Source organism: Nocardiopsis sp. NPDC006832, assembly GCF_040635885.1.
Lineage (GTDB): Bacteria > Actinomycetota > Actinomycetes > Streptosporangiales > Streptosporangiaceae > Nocardiopsis.
This window is the reverse complement of the sequence record NZ_JBEYLC010000022.1, coordinates 70,791-87,661: the sequence shown is the minus strand read 5'-3', so window position 1 is coordinate 87,661 and position 16,871 is coordinate 70,791. Positions and strand designations below refer to the sequence as shown.

Sequence of the window (16,871 nt, the reverse complement as noted above, 5' to 3'; positions counted from 1 at the left end):
CACCCGCTCCAGCCCCTCGACGGCGGCCAGGCGCGGCAGCAGCTTCTCCAAGGCGCGCACGTCGCCCAGGTCCTTGCCGTAGGAGGTGGAGTTCTCGCTGACCAGGAAGACCTCACGCACGCCCTCACTCGCCAGCCACTCGGCCTCGCGGACGATCTCGTCGGCCTGACGGGAGATGTAGGCGCCGCGGAAGGCCGGGATGGCGCAGAAGGTGCAGCGCCTGTCGCAGCCCGAGGCGATCTTGAGGTTGGCCACGGGTCCGCCGGTGAGACGACGGCGCGGAACGGCGCTGCGGTAGGGCAGTTCGGTGCCCTCGGCGCCCTCCGCGTCGGCGAAGGTGGCGTGGCCGGGCACGTGGACCTGGGAGGCGTCGCGGTCGGCCGGGCTGATCGGCAGCAGGGTGCGACGGTCTCGCGGGTCGTGCGGGACCAGAGAACGTCCGGCCACGACGTCGTCGAGACGGTCCGTGATGTTCGCGTAGTCGTCGAAGCCGATCACCTGGGCTTCGGGCAGGGAGTCGGCCAGCTCGGAGCCGTACCGTTCGGCCATGCATCCGGCCGCGACGACCTTGCCACCGTTCTCGGCGGCCTCCAGCAGGGTCTCGATGGAGTCCTGCTTGGCGGCGTCGATGAAACCACAGGTGTTGACGACGGTCACGTCGGCCTTGGTGTCGTCGTCGACGAGGTCCCAGCCGCCGGCCGCCAGGCGTCCGGCGAGCTCTTCGGAGTCGACCTCGTTACGCGCACACCCCAGGGTGACGAGTGAGACAGTACGGCGCGATGACATGGCTTCCAAGCGTGTGGGAGAGCTGTGAGTGGTGCGGGAACGCGGCACGGCGAAGGCCGGAAGTACGGTCGGATCGCTCGCGCGGCGCGACGTCGCTCGGAGTCGCCCGCAGCCCCCCACCCTACAGTGGTCGGCTCACCCGCCCGTACCCCGGCCTTCACGTATTCCCGCTCCGGTGGGGTGGACCCTCTCCTACTTCAGTCGACGAATCCGCCGGCCCCGACGGTGAAGTCCCCGACTCCCCCGGATTCCGCCCCGCTCCCCAGGTCCTCGCCGTCGACGGAGACGCCGACCAGCGAGGGCTTCCCGAGACGGAAGCCCAAGGGATCCTCGGTGACGTAGTCGAGGCTCTCGCCCTCGACGATGAAGCCGGTGAACACGTCCCCGCCCGCGTGGTCGGTGACCTCGACCCAGCTCCGTCCGACGCCCGTGAGTCGAACGGTGAACTCGGTGGGCTCGGCGGCCTTCTCGGGCCCCCGTGCCAGTGCCTTCCCCACGTTCTCCTCCTCGGGCACGACCACGGAACCCGCGTTCTTCTCGGCGCCCGAGTCGTCGTCGGTCACGTTCTCGAAGGCGGTCCGGGACGGATCTCCCTCCTCCCAGCCGTTCCAGGTCCGCACACCGACGATGAGGGCGACGACGAGGATGAGGCCGACCACCGCCCAGGGCCAGTGTCGACGTACGCCCCCGATCGGGCGTGTCCGGGCGGCGGTGCTCCGGGTCCGCGGTTCCTCGACCGTCGTCCCGGTGGCGGCGTCTTCGGTGGCGGCCACTTCGGTGTCGGCCTCCTCCGCTTGCCCCTCCTCGGAACCACGAGGTGGCGGCACCTCGGCGGCACGCCTGTGGGATCGACCCGCCGGGTGGGGCGGGCGCGCCAGCTTCTTGTTGCGTTCGAAGTGGCCCCAGCGCTCGGCCCGCTGCGTGGGGTCGAGGGCCTCGTCACCGACCCGACGGGTGACGTCCTGGGGCTCCTCGCCCTCCTCTTGCTCGTTCTCCGCGTGGCCCTGCTCTCCTCGGGCCGCCGCGGCCCGCGCCCTCTTCTTCGTCTTCGTGACCGGCTGCCACTGTGGGGGAACGAAGAGGGGCTTCTCGTCCGAGGCGTGTTCGCGGTCGTACTCCTCCAACAGAGGCCCCGCGTCGACTCCGAGGAACTTGCAGATCCTGCGGATGTGACCGCGTGCGTAGAAGTCCCCTCCACAGGGGACGAAGTCCTCGTTCTCGATGGCCCTGAGGACCTGCATGCGGATGCGTGTACGTGTGCTCAGGTGCTCCAAGGAGCAACCCGCCGCGATCCGTGCGGCGGACAGGGTCTGGCCGATCGTCGCCATGTGCACTCCCCCCGCGACTGTCCGTGCCTACGTCGACCCACTCTGCTACTTCAGGGCACTCATCGCAGGTCACCACGCCCCATGCCGTCTCCAAGATCGCACCAAATCGGGCGACCCGGACGGCGTGAGCGTGTCGGGGGAGGGTTCAGCCGCCGCGAATGTCGGTCAGCACGGCGGCCAGATCGTCGGCCTGCACGAGGACGTCACGAGCCTTGGAACCCTCGCTGGGGCCGACCACGTCGCGGCTCTCCATGAGGTCCATGAGCCGGCCCGCCTTGGCGAAGCCGACCCGGAGCTTGCGCTGCAGCATCGACGTGGACCCGAACTGGGTGGTCACCACCAGCTCGACGGCCTGCAACAGCACGTCCATGTCGTCGCCGATGTCCTCGTCGATCTCCTTCTTCTTGACGGCCTCGGTGGCGACGTCCTCGCGGTAGCTCGGCTCGGCCTGCTTCTTGCAGTGGTCGACGATCCCGCGGATCTCCTTCTCGGCGACCCACGCGTTCTGCAATCGGATGGGTTTGCCCGCGCCCATCGGCAGGAACAGGGCGTCGCCCTTGCCGACGAGCTTCTCCGCGCCGGGCTGGTCGAGGATGACCCGACTGTCGGCGAGGCTGGAGGTGGCGAACGCCAACCGGGAGGGGACGTTGGCCTTGATCAGACCGGTGACGACGTCGACGCTGGGCCGCTGGGTGGCCAGGACCAGGTGGATGCCGGCGGCCCGGGCCAGCTGGGTGATACGCACGACCGAGTCCTCGACGTCGCGCGGGGCGACCATCATCAGGTCGGCGAGCTCGTCGACGATGACCAGCAGGTAGGGGTAGGCCTCGTACCGGCGTTCGCTGCCGAGCGGGGCCGTGAGCTCGCCGGTGCGCACGGCTGCGTTGAAGTCGTCGATGTGCCGGTAACCGGACGCGGCCAGGTCGTCGTAGCGGCGGTCCATCTCCCCCACCACCCATTGGAGTGCCTCGGCGGCCTTCTTCGGGCTGGTGATGATGGGGGTGATCAGGTGCGGGATGCCCTCGTACATGGTGAGCTCGACCCGCTTGGGGTCGACCAGGATCATGCGTACCTCGTCGGGCGTGGCGCGCATCATCAGCGAGGTGATGAGCCCGTTGATGCAGGTGGACTTACCGGCGCCGGTGGCGCCCGCGACCAGCACGTGCGGCATCTTGGCCAGGTTGGCCACGACGTTGGAGCCCTCCACGTCCTTGCCCAGCCCGACCAGCATCGGGTGGTCGTCGGAGGTGGCCGCCGCGGAGCGGAGCACGTCGCCCAGACTCACTATGTCCTTGTCGGTGTTGGGGATCTCCACACCGATCGCGGACTTACCGGGGATGGGCGACTGGATACGCACGTCGGCGCTCTTGACCGCCAGGGAGATGTTCTTGGACAGGGCGGTGACCTTCTCGACCTTCACCGCGGGACCGAGCTCGATCTCGTAACGGGTGACCGTCGGCCCACGGGTGAACCCGGTGACCTCGGCGTCGATCTTGAACTGCTCCATGACCCCGGACAGGGCCGCCACGACGTCGTCGTTGGCCTTGGTCCGCTCCTTGGGCGCGGATCCGGGCTTGAGCAGGGTGGTGATCGGCAGTTCGTAGTCGCCCTCGACCACGCGGGAGGGGATGGAGAGCTGCTCGGTGGTGACGGGCGCCGGCGTGGGGTCGGGGGCCGTGGTCTTGGCCTTGGCCTTGGCCTTCTTCTTGGGGGGCGCCTTCTCCGCCTGGGCGGCCGCCTCCTCCTCGTCGGTGAGGGCCGGGGCGATCGTCCCGGCGGCCTCGGAGACCACGGGTGTGTCGTAGGGACGTTCGTGGTCGCCGGCGACCGTCTCGTTGTCGGCGGGCGCGGCCTTGCGCTTGCGCGACCTGGCGGGCTTCTTCTCCGCCTCGGCGCCCAGGATCCCGATGCCCGCGTCCGGCCCGGGGTCGCGTTCCATCAAGGCGTTGAACAGGGTCTGGAGTCGGTCGGGGATACGCCGTATGGGGGTCGCGGTGACCACGAGGACACCGAAGATCAGGACCAGGGCCAACAACAGGCCGGTGAGCCAGGGGGTGACCACCGAGCTGAGCGGGCCCGAGGCCACGAACCCGATGATGCCGCCGGCGTTCTGGACGCCCTCCATGCCGTCGGCGGGCTGCGGGATGCCGTGGGCGATGTGGATGAGCCCGAGCAGACCGAGCATGATCGAGGTGACCCCGATGAAGAGCCGGCCCGCGTCGCCCTCCTTGGCGGTGCTGGGCGTGCGCATCAGTTTGATGGCCAGGGGCAGGAACAGCAGGGGCAGGATCGGTGAGAAGGCGCCGACGCCGCCGACGACCACCATTCGGGTGGCTTCCAGCAGGGGGCCGTCGCTCTGCCACCACACGGCGGCGGCCACCAGGATGCCCAGGGCCAGCAGGACCAGTCCGACGCCGTCCCGGCGCAGGTCGGGGTCCAGATCACGGGCGCTACGGCCGACCGCGCGGGCCGCGCCGCCCACCGTGTGGGCGATGAGTTTCCACAGGACCAGCAGGAACTGACCGAAGAGGGCCACCACGTAGGCGATGGGCCCGTCCGGCATGCGTTTCTTGGCCGCGGGCTTGCGCGCGGCGGGCTTCTTGCGCCCGGCACCACCAGAGGAGGCACGCGTGGCCATCGGGGGTCACCTCCACGGGGACGGGGTCGAACTCGGGGGCCCGGACACAGCGTCCCGGCACGGCGGGAAGCCTACTAAGCCGTCCAGCCCGAGGCACGAACACTCCCCCGGCGTGTCGTCCCTTCGAAGGAGAGCGCGCCGCCTCAGAGAGAACGGCCCGGGACGCTGGTCGCGCTCCGGGCCGTTCGGTGGATCGTCTGCTGCCGGTCAGACCTCGACCAGGACCGGGATGATCATGGGACGACGGCGGTACGTCTCGTTCACCCAGCGGCCGGTGCTGCGGCGGATGAGCTGCCGCAGCTGGTGTGGGTCGTTGACCCCGTCGGCGGCCGCCTTGTCCAGGGCGTCCTGGATCTTGTCGATGACGTCGTCATAGGCCTCCGCGCCCATGCCCGCGCCCCGGGTGTGGATCTCGGGGTCGCCGAGGATCTTGCCCGAGCCCGAGTCCACCGCGACGACGACGGAGATGAAGCCCTCCTCGCCGAGGATGCGGCGGTCCTTGAGCGCGGCGTCGGTGACGTCGCCGACCGAGGAGCCGTCCACGTACACGTAGCCGGCCTGTACGGCGCCCACGATCTTGGCGCGGTTCTTGTACACGTCGACCACCACGCCGTCCTCGGCGATGACGATACGGTCGCTCGGCACACCCGTGAGCTTGGCCAGGTCGGCGTGGGCGCGCATGTGCCGCCACTCGCCGTGCACCGGCATGAAGTTGCGCGGGCGCACCATGTTGAGCACGTACAGCAGCTCGCCGGCGGAGGCGTGGCCGGACACGTGCACGAGGGCGTTGCCCTTGTGCACGACCTTGGCGCCCCAGCGGGTCAGGCCGTTGATGACCCGGTTGACCGAGTTCTCGTTGCCCGGGATGAGCGACGAGGCGAGCAGGATGGTGTCGCCCTCCTCGATGCGGATCTGGTGGTCCCGGCTGGCCATGCGGCTCAGCGCCGCCATGGGCTCGCCCTGGGAGCCGGTGCAGATCAGCACGACCTCGTCCGCGGGCATCTTGTCGAGCTGCTTGACGTCGACGATGGTGTCGCCGGGGATGCTCAGGTAGCCCAGGTCGCGCGCGATGTTCATGTTGCGGACCATGGAGCGGCCCACGAACGCGATCTTGCGGCCGTGCTGGGTCGCCGAGTCGATGACCTGCTGGACGCGGTGCACGTGCGAGGCGAAACAGGCCACGACGATGCGCTTCTTGGCCTGCCGGAACACCTTGTCGATGGCCTCGGTCAGGTTGCGCTCGTTGACGACGAACCCGGGCTGTTCGGCGTTGGTGGAGTCCGACAGCAGGATGTCGACGCCCTCGTCGCCGAACCGGGCGAACCCGGCCAGGTCGGTGAGGCGGCTGTCCAGCGGCAGCTGGTCCATCTTGAAGTCACCGGTGTGCAGCACCGACCCGCCGGGGGTGCGGATGCCGACGGCCAGCGCGTCCGGGATGGAGTGGTTGACCGCGAAGAACTCCAGGTCGAAGGGGCCGAAGTCGTGCCGCTCCCCTTCCTCTACCAGGACCGTCTCCGGCTTGATGCGGTGCTCCCCCAGCTTGGCGCTGATCAGCGCCAGGGTGAGCTTGGAGCCGACGATCGGGATGTCCGCGCGCTCGCGCAGCAGGAACGGCACACCACCGATGTGGTCCTCGTGCCCGTGGGTGAGCACGATGGCCTCGATGTCGTCCAGGCGATCCCGGATGTAGTCGAAGTCCGGCAGGATCAGGTCGACGCCGGGCTGCTCCTCCTCGGGGAAGAGCACGCCGCAGTCGACGATGAGGAGTCGACCCGCGTACTCGAAGACGGTCATGTTGCGACCGATCTCTCCGAGACCGCCCAACGGGACGATTCTCAGAACGCCTTCGCCCTGGGGCGGGGGCGGGCCGAGCTCGGGATGCGGGTGACTCATACGGAACCCTCCGTGAGACGTTCGACGCGGACGGCGCTGGCCGGAACCGCCTGGTGCGGGGCGAGCCCGATCGGGCCCTTGACCCCGGCCGCGGCCAGGTCCTCGCGAAGGAGGGCCTGGAGCTCGGCGGAGGCGTCGGCGAGCGGGGTGCGCACCGGCCCGGAGGGAAGACCGAAGAGGTTGAGGACGGCCTTGGTGGTGATGACGCCCTGAGTGCGGAACATGCCGGTGTAGACCGGGGTGAGGCGGCGGTGGATGGCCAGTGCCTGACCGACCTCGCCCTTCTCGAACGCGTCGATCATGTCCTTGAGGTCGGCGCCCACGATGTGGCCGACGACACTGACGAAACCGGCGGCTCCCACCGACAGCAGCGGCAGGTTCAGGATGTCGGTTCCGCAGTAGTAGGCCAGGTCGGTGCGCTCCATGACCCAGGAGCTGGCGCCGACGTTGTCCTTGGCGTCCTTGTTGGCGACGATGCGCGGGTGCTCGGCCAGCCGGACCAGGGTCTCGGAGGCGATCGGCGTCCCGGTGCGGTGCGGGATGTCGTAGAGCATCACCGGCAGTTCGGTGGTGTCGGCGATCTCGGTGAAGTGCCGGATCAGCCCTTCCTGCGGAGGCTTGTTGTAGTAGGGCGTGACGGCCAGGAGGCCGTGCGCGCCCGCCTTCTCGGCGGCCTTGGCCAGTCTGACGCTGTGGCGGGTGTCGTTGGTGCCCACCCCCGCGACGATCTGGGCGCGGTCACCGACCGCCTCGACGACGCTGCGGAGCAGGCGGTCCTTCTCCTCGTCGCTGGTCGTGGGCGACTCACCGGTGGTGCCGCTGATGATCAGGCCGTCGTTGTGCTGCTCGTCCACCAGGTAGGTGGCGAGTCTGGCGGCGCCGTCGTAGTCGAGCTCGCCGTCTTCGAGCATCGGGGTGACCATGGCGGTCAGCATCTTGCCGAACGGCCGGTACTTGTTCTCCATCATCGTGTGTGAAAGGCCCTCGGGTCCGTGGCCGTGAGGCGGTCGGACCCTCGTGTGCCCCTCCTCCTCTCCATGTGTTGCGCGATCAGCTGATGCGTCCCGTGTCGGGTGCTTTCCTCCGTGCACGGGTGAGGCGGCGCTGTGCGTCCGCCACCGCGATCGGCCGTGAGGGGCCGGACGCGGGAAAGTCTGTGTCGCTCCTATGAGTGTCGGGAGCGTGATCCGGTTCGGTCCCCGTCCTCGTCTGTCGAGGTGAGGGACCGTCGCCGGTGTGTGAGGCCCGGAAGTGTGAACCTACCCGGCCCGGGCCCTCGCCACTCGGGCGGGACCCGGAGACCACCGTATTCGAAAGGTGGCGAACGTACCGGGGTCAGTCGTCCTTGCCGTCGGGGAGGAACATGCTGAGCAGCCAGCTCACGATGGTGACGACGATGGCGCCCCAGAAGGCGGGCCAGAAGCCGTCGATGTGGAAGGGCAGCTCGAAGAGTCCGGCGATCCACCCGGTGAGCATGAACAGCAGCGCGTTCACGACCAACCCGATCAGACCCAGGGTCAGGGCGTAGAACAGGCAGCCGACCGTTTTGACGATCGGTTTGATGACGGCGTTGATCACGCCGAAGATCGCACCGACGATCAGGTAGACGACGATCTGACCGACGGTGTCGTCGGTCTGGATCTCGATGCCGTCGATCAGGAATACAGCCGCCCAAAGGGCGAGCGCGTTCACGATAACTCTGATAATGAGGCTCACACCATAGATGTTCCCATGCTCGGGCAAGCTCCGGAAACTCCGGCATCCACTTGTTTCGGGTATGGCCCCCAGAGGAGGCCCTTCGTGTCCAGTGCGCAGTTCGTCCGTCCCGCCCGTGCCGCCGACGTGGACACGGTGGTGGACCTTCAGGTGGCGTCGTGGCGTGCGCTGTACGGGGGGTTGTTGCCCGCCGAGGTGACCGAGGAGATGTCGGGTGACCAGGCCCGGGAGAGTTTTCGGGAGCAGTGGACGACGGCGTTGGAGTCGCCCCCCACCTCCAAGCACCGGTTGGTGGTGGCCACCGACGAGGTGGACGGGGAACGCACGGTTGTGGGATTCGCCGCGTTCGGCCCGGCCGGCGATCCCGACCTGTGGCCGGCCAAGGACGCCGAACTGTTCGCCCTGCACGTGGACCCCGAGCGGACCCGTCAAGGGCACGGCAGCCGACTGCTGAACGCGTGCGTGGACCACCTGGTGGAGGGCGGGTTCGGCACGGTGCAGGTGTGGACCCCGGAGGAGGACAACGCGCTGAGGTCGTTCGTGGAGGCTTCGGGGTGGCGCGCCGACGGTGCCCGCCGGGAGATCGACATGGGCCGACTGGTGTCCATGGTGCGGCTGCACGCGGCCATCTCCGAGTAGCGTTCGGGCCCGCTTCGAGCAGGGACTACCGTGGGGTGGTCGTTGCGGCGCGCCAAGAAGCGCCACTGTGTGGAAACTGGAGGACCGGCGCGTGGCCACGGTCAGTGAATGGGTCTCGGGGCTGCGCCCCCGCACGCTACCGAACTCGATCGTGCCGGTGGCGGTGGGCACCGCGCTGGCCTTCGCCCTGGACGGGTTCGTCTGGTGGAAGGCGCTCCTGGCGTTGGTGGTGTCGATGGCCCTGCAGGTGGGGGTGAACTTCGCCAACGACTACAGCGACGGGGTGAAGGGCACCGACACCGAGGAGCGGACCGGGCCCACCCGGTTGACCGCCTCCGGCCTGGCCACGCCTCGACGGGTCCTGTCGGCGGCGCTGGGGAGCTTCGCGTTCGCCGGTCTGGTGGGGCTGGTGCTGGTGGCGACCACCTCGTGGTGGCTGCTGTTGATCGGTGTGGCCGCGATCGCCGCCGCCTGGTACTACACCGGTGGTCGCACCCCCTATGGATACAGGGGTCTGGGCGAGGTCTCGGTGTTCGTGTTCTTCGGCGTGGTGGCCGTGGTGGGCACCGTGTTCGTGCAGTTGGAGGCGGCCCCCTGGCAGGCGTGGGTGGCGTCGGTACCGGTCGGGTTGCTGTCCTGCTCGGTGCTGGTGATCAACAACCTGCGCGACATCCCCACCGACCGGGAGACCGGGAAGATCACCCTGGCGGTGCGTCTGGGCGAGACCGGCACCCGCCGTATGTACGCGGGGATGATCGTCGGCTCGTTCGTGTTCGCGTTGGCCCTGCTGCCGCTGTCCTGGTGGGTGCTGTTGGTGCTGCCGGCGGCGCCCCTGGCCGTGCCGCCGCTGCGCCGGGTGCTGGGCGGCCAGGTCGGCCGCGACCTGGTCCTGGGGCTGGGCGAGACCGGGAAACTGCAGATGGTCTTCGGGGCGTTGTTCTCCGTCGCCCTGCTCCTGGGATAGTGCGGGCCTATAGTCGTTCGGGTGAGGGAACTGAGCGAAGAGGACTTCTTCGCGTCCCTGCCGGCCACTCGTGGCTCGGCGGGGGCGCTCATCCGTTCGGCCGAGGGCGACGTGCTGCTGGTACGGCGGGTGTACGCGCCCGATCGGCCATGGGGCATCCCCGGCGGGATGATGGAGGCGGGCGAGTCTCCGCTGACCGCCTGTCTTCGTGAGCTCGCCGAGGAACTCGGGGTGCCCGCGTCGCCCCGGGCCCTGTTGGTGACCGACTGGGCGCCGCCCGCACCACCGCGCACCCCGGCCCTGCACTGGTTGTTCCGGGTGGAGGTCTCCTCGGAGGAGTTCGTCCTGCCCGAGGAGGAGCTGTCCGGATGGGCCTGGGTGCCGCCGGAGAAGCTGGAGGAGTACCTGGTCGGTCGTTCGGCTCGCCGGATGATCGCCGGTGTCCACGTGGACGACCACTCCGGTGGACCGGTCTACCTGGAGGACGGACACCCCGTTCTGCCAGGGCGGATCTGAACGTTCACCACATTGGACACATGTCCGGTTAGGATTCGCCTCCCAACCCGCATTACCAGGGAGAGACCACCGCCGTGCCGAGTGACCACACAGACCAACGTGACCTCGCCCCGGACCCCGTAGCGTGGGCCGAACGACGCGCCGAGCAGGCCGAGGCCTTCGACGCCATCGGGGAACGCTACGAGGAGGCGTTCCCGAACAAGGAGGGTCAGGAGGACTGCGTCCGTCGACTCTTGGACTCCCTCCCCCAGGGGGCGCACGTCCTGGACCTGGGTTCGGGCACCGGGTTGCCGACCGCCCTCCAGCTGGTCAACGCCGGTGCCCGGGTGACCGGTTTCGAGATCTCCGAACGCATGCTGGAGTTGGCCCGCGAGAACGTTCCGGGGGCCGAGTTCCGCCAGGCCGACATCATGGACCTGGACCCGGTCGAAACCTCCTACGACGCCATCGTGGCGTTCTTCTCGCTGCTGTGCCTGCCCAAGGACCGCATCGCCCAGGCCCTGGGCCGCGTGCGCGCCTCCCTGGGTCCGGGCGGTCTGCTGTGCCTGTCCATGGTGGAGACCGACCTCGACGACGAACCGATCCCGTTCCTGGGTTCGGCGATCCGCGTGTCGGGATATCCCCGCGACGAGCTGCGCGAGGTGGTCACCAACGCCGGTCTGGTCATCGAGGACGAGCGCGTGGTCACCTTCGAACCGAAGGACCCCGACGCCCGACCCGAGGTCCAGCTCTTCTACACCTGCCGCCGCGGCGCCTGAACACACGTGAAGGGGGCCGCCCACCGGGCGGCCCCCTTCGGAACGGCTGTGGCTACTCCAGGCCCAGGAGGGGCTCCAGGCCCAGCGTCAGGGGGTCGGGCAGGTCCGCTGCTCGACGTACGCCGAGCAGGACACCCGGCATGAACGAGGTGCGGTTCATCGAGTCGTGGCGGATCTTCAGGGTCTCGCCGTCGGTGCCGAAGACCACTTCCTGGTGGGCGATCAGGCCCTGGATGCGCAGCGCGTGGACGCGGACGCCCTCCACGTCGGCGCCGCGGGCGCCCGGGATCTCGGAGGTGGTGGCGTCCGGCATCGGCGCGGTGCCGGCCTCGCGGCGGGCCTCGGCGACCAGCTCGGCGGTCCGGTAGGCCGTACCGCTGGGCGCGTCGGCCTTGTTCGGGTGGTGCAGCTCGATGATCTCGGTGGAGTCGAAGTAGGGCGCGGCCTTCTTCGCGAAGTGCATCATCAGCACCGCGGCGATGCCGAAGTTCGGGGCGATGAGCACCTTCGCACCCGGTTTCGCGGCCTGCGCCTCGCGGACGCTCGCCAGCTTCGTCTCGTCGAAGCCGCTGGTGCCGACGACGGCGTGGATGCCGTTGTCGATCAACCACCGAAGGTTGTCCATCACCACGTCGGGGTGGGTGAAATCGACGACGTAGTCGGCCCCCAGCACCGCGTCACGATCGTCGCCGGCGTCCACGCCCGCGACGAGTTCCATGTCGTCGGCGGCCTGAACCGCTTTGACGACCTCTGACCCCATGCGCCCATCGGCGCCGAAAACTCCTACCTTGAACACGGGACGAGCGTACCGGAGTCCAGGTGGTGGGGCCGTGGCGCGGTGTCGGCGCGGTGCGCGGTCACCGGGTGGTTCAGCGGACGGTGGACAGGTTGAGGGAGAAGTCACCGGCCGGGTCGGTCCACCAGTGGGTGAGGGTGAAACCGGCCGAGTCCAGTTCTTCGGTGAGCCCCTCACGACGGAACTTGGCGGAGATCTCGGTGCGCATCTCCTCTCCGGGTGCGAAGTCGACCTCCAGGTCGAGGTCGGCCACCCGGACGCGCTGGTGGGAGCGGGCGCGCAGGCGCATCTCGATCCACTCGTGCTCGGCGTTCCACACGGCCAGGTGGTCGAAGGCCGTCGGGTCGAAGTCCCCGCCCAGTCGCCGGTTGATCACCGAGAGGACGTTGCGGTCGAAGGCCGCGGTGACGCCCTGGGAGTCGTCGTAGGCGGCGACCAGGCGCGCCGGATCCTTGACCAGGTCGGCGCCGAGCAGGAGCGTGTCGCCCGGGTCGAGGGCGCCGCGCACGTCGCGCAGGAACCCGGCGCGTTCGGCGGGAGCCTGGTTGCCGATGGTGGATCCCAGGACGGCCAGCAGGCGACGCCCGTCGTGGTCGTTGACCGGCAACAGACCGAGGTGGTGTTCGAAGTCACCGACCACGGCGTGTACGTCCAGGTCGGGATGCTCGTCGGCGACGCGTCGGGCGGAGTCCGCGAGGAAGTCACCGCTGACGTCGACGGGGACGAAGCGTTTCAGGGCACCGTGGCGGCGCAGGGCGTCGAGCAGCAGCCGGGTCTTGACCCCGGAGCCGGATCCGAGCTCGATGAGGGTGACGGCGTCGGCGGTCCGGGCGATCTCGTCCGAGCGCCGTTCGAGGATGCCGCGTTCGGCACGGGTGGGGTAGTACTCGGGCAGCCGGGTGATGTCCTCGAACAGGGCGCTGCCGTGTTCGTCGTAGAACCACTTGGGCGGGAGCCGTTTGGGGTGGGCGGTGAGGCCTTCGGCGACGTCGGCGCGCAACGCCTTGTCGAGGTCGTCCGCGGTGAGGTTTCGGTCGATCCGGAACATGTTGCCTCCTGTTTCCCATACCGGTCAGCCGAGCGGCCGGATGTCGGTGTGTTCCCGGGTGGCGACCACCAAGGACTCCGCGGGGACCTCCCGCCAGCCGCGCCCATCGTCGAAGGGCTCGGAGGCCAGGAAGACCTCGTCGCCCTCCCCCTCCGCGCGTCCGGGCCGACGCAGGGTGAACAGGGTGTCCCCGGCGGTCGTGCCGACGATCGTCGTGCCGTCCCCGGCCAGCAGGTTGTAACGACCCTCGGAGTGTTCGCGGGCCCGGCGCACCACGGCGGCCAGGGCCCCCGGCAGATCACCGGAGGCCCGCCACAGCCGCAGCGTGTGCGCGAACAACGGGGCCGAGTCCACCGGCGCCCGCGCCTCCAGGGCGTCCGGGAGCGGGGGCGAGCCGAGCGCCACGGCGAGCGCGTGGTCGTCCTTGGCCGCCCCGTTGTGGCTGAACAGCAGGTGGTCCGCCCGGAAGGGTTGGGCGCCGGACTCCTCGGAACCGAAGCCGACGGTGGCGTCGCGCACGGCCGCGACCACGCACCCGGAGGTGATGGCGCGGGCCGTGTCACCGAAGGAGGAGTCACCCCAGATCGGCATGGCCCTCCGGTAGCGCAGGGGTGGCGTGGGCCCTTCGGTCGCCTCCGGCCCGGGCCCCGGCGGGTACCAACCGACACCGAACCCGTCGGCGTTGACGGTTCCGTACCGCTGGTGTCGGGGCGCCCAGGACTGGACGAACAGCGAGTGCGGCGCCGTGTACAGCAGCTCGTGCAACGTGCGCGGCGGGCCCAGGTAGGCGAGGTGGCGGCACATCAGGCGCGGTCCGCGTCGCGTGCGCAACGAAAGCCGCTGAAGATCTGTCGTCGGATCGGGTGGTCCCAGTTGCGGAAGGTGGAACGCACGGCGGCGGGATGGGTGGCCCACGACCCTCCGCGCAGGACCTTGTAGCCGTCGTCGAAGAAGACCTCCGAGTACTCGCGGTAGGGGAAGGATCGGAACCCCGGGTAACCGTGGAAGGTGGTGGAGGTCCACTCCCACACGTCCCCGATGAGTTGTTGGACGCCGAGCGGGGAGGCGCCGTCGGCGTGGGTGCCCACCGGGTCGGGTCCGAGCCGACGCCGACCGAGGTTGGCGTGGCGTGGTTCGGGTTCGGCGTCGCCCCAGGGGAAGCGGTGGCAGCGTCCGGTGGCGGGGTCGAACCGGGCCGCCTTCTCCCACTCGGCCTCGGTGGGCAGCCGTTTGCCCGCCCAACGGGCGTAGGCCTCGGCCTCGTGGTAGCTCACGTGTTGGACGGGCTCGTTCGGCGGCACCTCCTCGTGTCGACCGAAGCGGCGGCGGGTCCAGAGGCCGTTCTCCAGGGTCCAGAAGGCCGGTGCCGCGGCGTCCCTGGCACGAGCCCACTCCCGGCCGGCGGGGCTCCACCAGCGCGGGTCCCGGTAGCCGCCGTCGGCGATGAACTCCTGGTAGGCGGCGTTGGTCACGAGGGCGGTGTCGATCCAGAAGGCGGGGAGGTCGACAGTACGCGCGGGGCGTTCGTTGTCGAAGGACCACGGGTCGTCGTCGGTGCCCAAGGTGAAGGGGCCGGCCGGGACCAGGACCTCTCGGGCCGGTGGAGGGCTCACCGGCCCGAGGACGGAGGCCTTCTCCAGCAGGACGGGAGCGCCACGACGCAGCTGGTGGGTGGCGAGCATGGTCTCTCCGTGCATGAACTCGTGCTGGATGACCATGTGGAAGACGAAGCCCGCTTCGAGCAGGGAGTGTTCCGAGGGCGTCACCTCGCCCGGTGTCGGCGGGGGGACGGACAGGTCGGCGCCGTCCAGGGTGTCGAGGACCTCCCGCCGCACCCGCGCGTTGTACTCGCTCGCCTCGTCGGGACGCAGCAGCGGCAGGGTGACCCGGTCCGCGCGCGGGTTCTCGAAGGCGTCGTAGAGCCCGTCGATGTCCGGGCGCAGTGCCTCGCGGCGGCCCGCGGCACGGAGCAGCCACTGCTCCTCGTAGTTGCCCACGTGCGCCAGATCCCAGACCAGGGGCGACATCAACGGGGAGTGCTGGGCGAGCAGTTCGTCCTCGTCGAGGGCATCGATGGTCAGTTCCCTGCTGTGCCGCCTGCTGTGGTCGAGTTCGGCGGCGATGCGTTCCTTGGCGCGTTCCTGTTCCAGGCTCATGACGAACCTCCACGGTGGGCGGGGTGCCGGCGCGCGGTGACCGTCGAGTCGGCGGGTCGCGGCGCGGGCACCTGGAGAGCGGTGTCGGCGGGGCACAGCCCTCGCCGAACGTAGTGGTCGGCGTACTCGTCGACGAGTGCGGCGAGCCCGGCCGCGCCCATGCGGGGCAGGGCCTCTGTCGCGGCGTCGAAGCAGGCCCTCGCGCACGCGGCGACATCGGCGTCCTCGGGGCCCAGTCGGGCGGAGCGCAGCCACAGCGTGGGAGTGGGCGCGGCGCCGCGGCACAGGCGCTCGGTGGCCTCCTCCGCGATGGCCCTGGCCCGTGGGTCGTCGGTCAGGGCGGCGGCGAGCGCCACCGGGACCGGCCACCAGCGCAAGGGCACGGTGTCGATCATGCGCAGTTCCCACCAGCCGCGCGGGCGGATGGGCGGGAACAGGGTGCTCAGATGGAACTCCAGGTCGGCGAGGGTCACCGGACGCGGGCCCCGCCCGTCGACCCAGTCGGCCAGGGTGATCCCCGGGTCGGCGGTCCAGGCACCGCCCCCACCGGGGATCTCGGGCAGGGCCATCACCCGCGCGCCCAGGGCGTACTCGGCCCAGGCGGTGGCGGGATCGGTCTCGGGGCCGGGTTCCAGCACGGGTCGGGTGCGGGTCGCGTCGGTGGCCGCCCAGATGGCCCACCGGGAGGACTTCCAGCCGGTCGGGTGGCCTCGCCAGACGGCCGAGTTGGCGAAGGCGGCGACCAGGACGGGGCCCAGACGGTGCAGGAACCGCCAACGCCCACGGATGTCGGCGGCGTCCGCTCCGTTGTCCAGGCACACCTGGATGGACGCGGAGCTGCACATCATGGTGCGGCCACTGGCGTGGCGGTGTCGGTCGAAGAAACGCTCCATCGCCGTGTAACGGGGAGATCGGAGCTGTCGTTCGGGCGGACGTACGGGGTCGAGCGCGGTCTCGGCCAGGTACAGTCCGGCGCCCGTGAGGGCCTTCTCGACGTGCCGCAGGTCGACGGCGAGGGCCTCGTGGGCTTGGGCGAGTCCCGGCAACGCCGGTGAGCTGAGCTCGATCTGGCCGCCCGGTTCGAAGGTGATCCGGCTTCCCGCGGGCGGGGGGCCACAGGCCTCCACGAGCTCCGCGAGACGGTCGATGGTGACGGGTGCGGTGGGACGTTCGGGGTCGGTGACCAACCATTCGGTCTCGGCCCCGACCTTGCCGGGAGGGCCGGTCTTGAAACAGATCCCGTTGATGTACTCGTGAACGTCTTCCGTGGTCATGTGCGGCATGGGTTGACTCCCTCGGAGTGACACCTCAAGGGTCCTGCCCGGAGCGCCGCGACGGTGAACATGTGCGATCACCCCAACCGGATCGAGGGCGGCCGGCGGGTGGACCGACATCCTGTCGGCACACCCGCCGGCCACACGCTTCTCGCGCGGGAGGTGTCGACGCCGGCCTTACCCGCACAAAAAGTGATCTGAGTCACATTGAACGGGAGGCTCGCCCCCGTGCCGCGCCCACGTCACGTCCCCGCTGGTCAAGGCCCACCTCGAAGACCTCGTGCCGCACCTGTCCCACCGCTCCCACCGGTGACTCGCGCACCTCACGTCCGGGCCCGGACGCCGGGGCCTCGCGGCCG

15 protein-coding genes are annotated in these 16,871 nt (G+C 69.9%); 4 read left to right on the top strand and 11 right to left on the bottom strand.

Annotated elements, in window-relative coordinates; genetic code table 11:
- The 6 genes from ABZ717_RS13240 to ABZ717_RS13215 form a co-directional block, all read right to left on the bottom strand.
- Nucleotides 1–786: radical SAM protein (locus ABZ717_RS13240; RefSeq protein ID WP_358508996.1), on the bottom strand; the 786-nt coding region annotated here is incomplete at its 3' end.
- 197 nt (nt 787–983) lie between these two features.
- Nucleotides 984–2,114, bottom strand: coding sequence for a helix-turn-helix domain-containing protein (locus tag ABZ717_RS13235; RefSeq protein WP_358508995.1), 1,131 nt, complete (start codon nt 2,112–2,114; stop codon nt 984–986).
- A gap of 145 nt (nt 2,115–2,259) precedes the next feature.
- On the bottom strand, nt 2,260–4,752 hold the full coding sequence (locus ABZ717_RS13230) for a DNA translocase FtsK (protein WP_358508993.1): 2,493 nt from the start codon (nt 4,750–4,752) through the stop codon (nt 2,260–2,262).
- Between the two features lie 207 nt (nt 4,753–4,959).
- The gene (locus ABZ717_RS13225; protein ID WP_358508991.1) at nt 4,960–6,645 is read right to left on the bottom strand and encodes a ribonuclease J; all 1,686 of its coding nucleotides are present in this window, start codon (nt 6,643–6,645) and stop codon (nt 4,960–4,962) included.
- Nucleotides 6,642–7,613 carry a 4-hydroxy-tetrahydrodipicolinate synthase gene (gene dapA / locus ABZ717_RS13220; RefSeq protein WP_358508989.1) on the bottom strand — a complete coding sequence of 324 codons (972 nt, stop codon included), beginning with the start codon at nt 7,611–7,613 and terminating at the stop codon, nt 6,642–6,644. The genes ABZ717_RS13225 and dapA overlap by 4 nt, the downstream gene beginning before the upstream one ends.
- A gap of 367 nt (nt 7,614–7,980) precedes the next feature.
- A complete protein-coding gene (locus ABZ717_RS13215; RefSeq protein WP_304069661.1) occupies nt 7,981–8,361 on the bottom strand; it encodes a phage holin family protein in 381 nt (126 codons plus the stop codon).
- A gap of 84 nt (nt 8,362–8,445) precedes the next feature.
- Between ABZ717_RS13215 and ABZ717_RS13210 the strand changes: the two genes are divergently transcribed.
- The 4 genes from ABZ717_RS13210 (at nt 8,446) to ABZ717_RS13195 (ending at nt 11,238) form a co-directional block, all read left to right on the top strand.
- Nucleotides 8,446–9,000 carry a GNAT family N-acetyltransferase gene (locus ABZ717_RS13210; RefSeq protein WP_358508987.1) on the top strand — a complete coding sequence of 185 codons (555 nt, stop codon included), beginning with the start codon at nt 8,446–8,448 and terminating at the stop codon, nt 8,998–9,000.
- A gap of 91 nt (nt 9,001–9,091) precedes the next feature.
- Nucleotides 9,092–9,964 (top strand): 1,4-dihydroxy-2-naphthoate polyprenyltransferase, encoded by an 873-nt coding sequence (locus ABZ717_RS13205; RefSeq protein ID WP_358508985.1) that lies wholly within the window; start codon nt 9,092–9,094, stop codon nt 9,962–9,964.
- 21 nt (nt 9,965–9,985) lie between these two features.
- Entirely contained in the window at nt 9,986–10,480 is a 495-nt protein-coding gene (locus ABZ717_RS13200; RefSeq protein WP_358508983.1) for an NUDIX hydrolase, read from the top strand.
- A 74-nt stretch (nt 10,481–10,554) separates the two neighbouring features.
- Nucleotides 10,555–11,238, top strand: coding sequence for a methyltransferase domain-containing protein (locus ABZ717_RS13195; RefSeq protein WP_358508981.1), 684 nt, complete (start codon nt 10,555–10,557; stop codon nt 11,236–11,238).
- A gap of 52 nt (nt 11,239–11,290) precedes the next feature.
- Here ABZ717_RS13195 and dapB read toward each other — a convergent pair whose 3' ends face one another.
- The 5 genes from dapB to egtA all read right to left on the bottom strand — a co-directional run bounded on the left by dapB (nt 11,291) and on the right by egtA (nt 16,521).
- A complete protein-coding gene (gene dapB, locus ABZ717_RS13190; RefSeq protein ID WP_358508980.1) occupies nt 11,291–12,034 on the bottom strand; it encodes a 4-hydroxy-tetrahydrodipicolinate reductase in 744 nt (247 codons plus the stop codon).
- 73 nt (nt 12,035–12,107) lie between these two features.
- Nucleotides 12,108–13,082, bottom strand: a complete 975-nt coding sequence (egtD, locus tag ABZ717_RS13185) for an L-histidine N(alpha)-methyltransferase (RefSeq protein ID WP_358508978.1) — start codon at nt 13,080–13,082, stop codon at nt 12,108–12,110.
- 24 nt (nt 13,083–13,106) lie between these two features.
- On the bottom strand, nt 13,107–13,886 hold the full coding sequence (gene egtC, locus ABZ717_RS13180; RefSeq protein WP_358508977.1) for an ergothioneine biosynthesis protein EgtC: 780 nt from the start codon (nt 13,884–13,886) through the stop codon (nt 13,107–13,109).
- Nucleotides 13,886–15,238, bottom strand: a complete 1,353-nt coding sequence (gene egtB, locus ABZ717_RS13175) for an ergothioneine biosynthesis protein EgtB (RefSeq protein ID WP_358508975.1) — start codon at nt 15,236–15,238, stop codon at nt 13,886–13,888. Before egtB ends, egtC begins: the two co-directional genes overlap by 1 nt.
- On the bottom strand, nt 15,235–16,521 hold the full coding sequence (egtA, locus tag ABZ717_RS13170) for an ergothioneine biosynthesis glutamate--cysteine ligase EgtA (RefSeq protein WP_358508973.1): 1,287 nt from the start codon (nt 16,519–16,521) through the stop codon (nt 15,235–15,237). Before egtA ends, egtB begins: the two co-directional genes overlap by 4 nt.
- Nucleotides 16,522–16,871 lie beyond the last annotated feature (350 nt).